The sequence below is a fragment of the Butyrivibrio sp. genome, from assembly GCF_017940685.1.
Taxonomy (GTDB): Bacteria; Bacillota; Clostridia; order Lachnospirales; family Lachnospiraceae; genus Butyrivibrio.
In genome coordinates this window covers 1-5,528 of the sequence record NZ_JAGAYD010000030.1, presented here as the reverse complement: position 1 = coordinate 5,528, position 5,528 = coordinate 1, and the positions used below count along the sequence as shown (strand labels likewise).

The 5,528-nt window shown below is 44.1% G+C and carries 6 protein-coding genes; all 6 read left to right on the top strand.

Translation table 11 applies throughout. The features are described from left to right. Nucleotides 1–757: transketolase (locus J6I68_RS02340; RefSeq protein WP_292216984.1), on the top strand; the 757-nt coding region annotated here is incomplete at its 5' end. A 17-nt stretch (nt 758–774) separates the two neighbouring features. Then, a complete protein-coding gene (locus tag J6I68_RS02335; RefSeq protein WP_292216981.1) occupies nt 775–1,716 on the top strand; it encodes a transketolase family protein in 942 nt (313 codons plus the stop codon). Then, on the top strand, nt 1,716–2,369 hold the full coding sequence (gene rpe, locus J6I68_RS02330) for a ribulose-phosphate 3-epimerase (RefSeq protein WP_292216979.1): 654 nt from the start codon (nt 1,716–1,718) through the stop codon (nt 2,367–2,369). The genes J6I68_RS02335 and rpe overlap by 1 nt, the downstream gene beginning before the upstream one ends. A gap of 195 nt (nt 2,370–2,564) precedes the next feature. Further along, the gene (locus J6I68_RS02325) at nt 2,565–3,674 is read left to right on the top strand and encodes a phosphate/phosphite/phosphonate ABC transporter substrate-binding protein (RefSeq protein ID WP_292216977.1); all 1,110 of its coding nucleotides are present in this window, start codon (nt 2,565–2,567) and stop codon (nt 3,672–3,674) included. Between the two features lie 158 nt (nt 3,675–3,832). Further along, entirely contained in the window at nt 3,833–4,603 is a 771-nt protein-coding gene (gene phnC, locus J6I68_RS02320; protein WP_292216974.1) for a phosphonate ABC transporter ATP-binding protein, read from the top strand. A gap of 5 nt (nt 4,604–4,608) precedes the next feature. Beyond that, entirely contained in the window at nt 4,609–5,436 is an 828-nt protein-coding gene (gene phnE, locus J6I68_RS02315; protein WP_292216971.1) for a phosphonate ABC transporter, permease protein PhnE, read from the top strand. Nucleotides 5,437–5,528: the final 92 nt, after the last annotated feature.

Sequence of the window (5,528 nt, the reverse complement as noted above, 5' to 3'; positions counted from 1 at the left end):
TGCCGGACATCCCGGCGGATCTCTGTCAGCGGCAGATATCTTCACATATCTGTATTTTGAAGAGATGAACATCAATCCTGAGAAACCAGACGATCCAGATCGTGACCGTTTTGTATTGTCAAAGGGTCACACTGCACCAGGTCTTTACTCAGTAATGGCGCAGAGAGGATATTTTCCGGTTGAGGAGCTCACCACCCTTCGTAAGCTTGGTTCAAGACTTCAGGGACATCCAAGTATGCAGTATCTTCCAGGTCTTGATATGAGCAGCGGATCTCTTGGACAGGGAATCTCAGTTGCTTGTGGAATGGCTCTTTCTGCCAAGCTTGATGGCAAGAGCTACAGGACATACACTCTCCTTGGTGATGGAGAAATCGAAGAGGGACAGGTGTGGGAGGCTGCTATGTTTGCCGGCTTCAGAAAACTTGATAATCTGGTTGTCATAGTAGACAATAACGGTCTTCAGATCGACGGACCAATCGATCAGGTATGTTCACCATATCCTATCGACAAGAAGTTTGAGGCATTCAACTTCCATGTGATCAACGTAGATGCACACGATTTTGATGCACTTAGAGCTGCATTCAAAGAGGCAAGAGAGACCAAGGGCCAGCCTACAGCCATCATTGCTCACAGCTTAAAGGGCAAGGGCGTTTCATTTATGGAAGGCCAGGTTTCATGGCACGGCGTAGCACCTAACGATGAAGAGTATGCTAAGGCAATGGCCGATCTTAACAAGATCGGCGAGTCATTGGCGTAAGCGGCAAGGAGGTAAGAATGAGCGAAGTTAAGAAGATAGCTACAAGAGATAGCTATGGAAAAGAGCTTATAGAGCTGGCTAAGGTCAATGATAAGGTAGTAGTCCTTGATGCAGACCTTGCAGCAGCAACAAGAACTGGATGGTTTAAAAAAGAATTTCCTGATCGTCACATTGATTGTGGTATTGCAGAGTGCAATATGATGGGCATTGCAGCAGGCCTTGCAACAACTGGCAAGATCCCATTTGTAAGCACATTTGCCATGTTCGCTACAGGACGTGCTTTCGAGCAGGTACGTAACTCAATTGGTTATCCTCACCTTAACGTTAAGATCGGTGGAACTCATGCAGGTATCACTGTAGGTGAAGATGGTGCCAGCCATCAGTGTAACGAGGACATCGCACTTATGCGCACCATTCCTGGAATGGTTGTTATGTGCCCTGCAGATGATATAGAGGCAAGAGCCTGCGTAAGAGCAGCAGCTGAACATGTTGGCCCTGTATACATCCGTTTTGGCCGTGCAGCATGCCCTGTTGTTAACGACAGACCAGATTATAAATTTGAAATTGGAAAAGGTACTGTACTTAGAGAGGGTAATGATGTTAGTATAATAGCTACAGGCATCGGCGTAGGTGCAGCTCTTGAGGCAGCAGAGAAGCTTGCGGCAGACGGCATCAGCGCTGAGGTAGTTAATATCTGCACCATCAAGCCTATCGACAGAGAGCTTGTTGTTGCAACAGCCAAGAAAACAGGTAAGGTTGTCACTGTTGAGGAACATTCAGTTATCGGCGGTCTTGGAAGTGCTGTAAGCGATGTGCTTTCAGAGGAGCATCCAACAATCGTTAAAAAGATCGGTATGCAGGACAGATTCGGTGAATCAGGATCTGCAGCAGCGCTGGTTAAGAAGTATGGCCTTGACGGAGATGGCGTTTACGCATCAGTAAAGGATTTCCTCAAGTAATGAATATTTTAAGCCCTTCAATTTTAGCAGCAGATTTTAAAAATTTAGGACAGCAGATTGCAGACGTAGATAGTGCTGGAGCACAGTATCTGCATATAGATGTAATGGATGGCATGTTTGTGCCATCCATTTCCTTTGGGATGCCGGTTATAGAGAGCATAAGAAGCGCCACAGACATGGTCTTTGACGTACATCTCATGATTATGGATCCCATTAGATATGTGGAAGAATTTGCCAGGATAGGATCAGACATCATAACCTTCCATCAGGAGGCAGCAGATGATCCGCAGGCGGTTATAGACAAGATCCATAGCTTTGGCAAAAAGGCAGGAATTGCGATAAAGCCAGGAACTCCTGTGTCAGTGCTCATTCCTTACCTTGATAAGGTTGAGATGATCCTTGTCATGACAGTTGAACCAGGATTTGGCGGACAGAAACTAATTCCGGAGACGATAGATAAGGTTAGAGAAGTAAGAAGTATGCTGGGTGATAGAAATCTTACTACTGACATTCAGGTGGATGGAGGCATTAATGACGCCAATGTAATGACGGTAGTTGGCGCAGGAGCCAATGTTATCGTGGCAGGTTCTGCTGTATTTAAGGGAGACGCTATGGGTAATGCGTCGAAGTTCCTCAAAACAATGGGAAACTGATTAAAATAATTTAAAAAGCGCTTATTTACTGAGTTAACGCGCTGTTTTACTAAAGCTAATATTTCGTTGACAAACATAGGCATATCACATACAATACGTTCGTGTAGTTAGCAAGGAACCCCCATGTGTAATACACACATGGGGTTTTTTTTGCCAAAAAATTATAATGACGCCTACATTTAGGCAGGAGGAATTATGAAGAGATTTTTAGCAACAATGATTGCAGGCATTTCATGTGTAGCAATGCTTGCAGGATGCGGCAATTCTGCATCAACAGAAACAGTAGCAGAGCCTGCTACAACAGAAACTGCAGAGACTACAGAGACTACAGAGACAGCAGCTGTAGAGACTCCTGCAGAACCAGTTAAAGTTGACAAGCTTACAATTGGATTTGTTCCTTCTCGTGATCCAGACGAGATCGTAACAGCTACAGAGCCACTTAAGGAGCTTCTTACAACTGAGCTTGCTGGCCTTGGATATGAGGTTGGTGAGGTTGATATCACAGTTGGTACTTCTTACGAGGCAGTAGGTGAGGGTCTTTCAGCTGGTACAATCGATGTTGGACTTATCCCTGGAGGTACATATGTACTTTACGAGGATGGCTGTGATGTTATCCTTACAGCTACAAGAGATGGTCTTTCAATCGAGAGCCCAGACGCTAAGGTATGGAATGACAACAAGCCAACAGCTCCTACACCTGAGAACCAGGTAACATTCTACCGTGGACTTATCATCGCTGGACCTTCAGATGCTGGTAAGGCTATTTCTGAGAAGGTTAACAACGGAGAGGAGATCACATGGGAAGATCTTGATGGACTTAACTGGTCAGTTATGAACTCTTCATCTTCTGCTGGATATATCTATCCTTCACTCTGGCTTCAGTCAAACTATGAGAAGCACATCACAGACCTTACACACGCTGTACAGGCTGATTCTTATGGTAACGCTTTTGCAAGACTTGCTTCAGGCCAGATCGACGTTCTTTGCTGCTATGCAGATGCAAGACGTGACAACGAGGAGAAGTGGACAACAGAGTTTGGCAGAACAGACAGCATCTGGGATGAGACCAATGTTATTGGTGTTACAGATGGTATCTACAACGACACAATCAGCGTAAGCAAGACATCTGCTGTTATGGATGATGCTTTCAAGTCAGCTCTTACACAGGCATTCATCAACATCGGAAACACAGACGCTGGTAAGGAAGTAATCTCTATCTACAACCACAACGGATACGTTGAGGCTAAGCCAGAGGACTATGAGTCTGAGAGAAAAGCTCAGGAGCTCATCAAGTCAATGCAGTAAAAGTAATCACCTGGCGAGGTCTTTTCGAGCCTGGTGTACTACTTTGTTCTGGACAACGCGTAGCGTTGGAGCAGAACTTCCTTGTAATTAACATAAGGGGAGGATTTTATGCCTCCCCTATTTTTGGCTATTATAGTTATTTTTCAGGAGAAAGCAAAATGATCAAGTTTGAGAACGTTGGAAAAGTTTATCCAAATGGCTTTGAAGGCCTTAAAAATGTGGACCTTTCAATTGAGCAGGGAGAATTTGTTGCTATCATCGGTCTTTCCGGAGCGGGAAAATCTACACTTATTCGTACCATCAACAGGATGCACGATGTAACAAGTGGAAAACTTACCGTGGATGGTGTTGATGTTATGAGCTTGTCCGGAAAAGCTCTCAGAAGATTCAGAAGAAAGATAGGAATGATCTTCCAGTCCTTTAACCTGATCACAAGGACAACTGTAATCAAGAATGTACTTACAGCTTTTGTTCCTGACATGCCATGGTACAGATCAGCATTTGGTATCTATACCAAGGAAGAAAAGATCAAAGCTCTTGAGTGCCTTGATAAGGTCGGTATCCTTGACAAAGCATTTATAAGAGCGGATCAGCTCTCAGGTGGTCAGCAGCAGAGAGTTGCTCTTGCAAGAACTCTTGCCCAGAATCCTCAGATCATCCTGGCAGATGAGCCTGTTGCAGCTCTTGACCCTGTAACAGCCAACCAGGTAATGGGAGACTTCAAGAGGATCAATGAGGAGATGAATATCTCAATCCTTATCAACATCCACCACATTGACCTGGCTCTTAAATATGCTACAAGAGTAATTGGAATAAGAGCCGGCGAGATCGTATTTGATGGACCAGCATCTGAGGCAACCCAGGAAGTCCTTGATAAGATCTACAACGGAAAGGTAGACAGGGACGGCAATATTCAGGAAGAGGGGTGATTCTTTTGAAGCTTACTTTGTATGACAAGATTTTTAAGCCCAGGGAATATGTACTTCCCAACGGCAAAAAAGCTTATAAAAAAGCCTCAAGAGCACCTATCTACTTCATACTTGTACTTGCTATGAGTGCTCTTTCTGTTAAGATAACTGGCTTTGATATGAAAGTATTAACAACAAGGATCGGACAGTTCTTTGTAATTCTTGGAGAGATGTTCCCACCAAAGACAAGCTATATGCCAACTGTATGGACACCTCTTTTTGACACCATCAAGATGTCACTTCTTGGTTCTGTCGTAGGTGCTCTTTTATCAGTTCCATTTGCCATGCTTGCCAGCACCAATGTCTGCCCCAGCAAGATCGTGGTATCCATCATGAGAGTAATGTTCTCGCTTATTAGAACACTGCCAACAATCGTTATCGCACTTGTTGCAACTCTTATTTTTGGACTTGGAACTTTAGCTGGTACAGTAGCTATAGCAGTTTTCTCTTTTGGTTACATTGGTAAACTTACATATGAAGAAATAGAGACAGTAGACATGGGAGCCTTTGAGGCAATGCAGGCCATGGGTGCCACAAGAAGACAGGCATTTGTGTCTGCCATCATCCCACAGGTTCTTCCATTCTATCTTTCAAACTGCCTCTTTAACTTTGAAGGTAATGTAAGATATGCTGCAGTTCTCGGTTATGTAGGCGCCGGTGGTATCGGACTTATCCTTAATGAGAAGATAAGCTGGAGAGAATACCCAAGCGTTGGAATGATCCTCATCGCTTTATTTGTAACAGTATTTATCATTGAGTCAACAAGCCGTATGCTTCGTAAGAAGCTTGTCTGACCGGGAGGACTTACAATGAATCAGAGAATTGAACAAGCTTATGAAAAAAGACCCAAAGACTGGGTATATAATCTAACCACTGCAATCATTGT

Excerpts from the sequence above, each read along its gene's own strand:
- J6I68_RS02335 (WP_292216981.1), top strand. The coding sequence starts at position 775 with ATGAGCGAAGTTAAGAAGATAGCTACAAGAGATAGCTATGGAAAAGAG.
- J6I68_RS02325 (WP_292216977.1), top strand. The coding sequence starts at position 2,565 with ATGAAGAGATTTTTAGCAACAATGATTGCAGGCATTTCATGTGTAGCA.
- phnC (WP_292216974.1), top strand. The coding sequence starts at position 3,833 with ATGATCAAGTTTGAGAACGTTGGAAAAGTTTATCCAAATGGCTTTGAA.
- rpe (WP_292216979.1), top strand. The coding sequence starts at position 1,716 with ATGAATATTTTAAGCCCTTCAATTTTAGCAGCAGATTTTAAAAATTTA.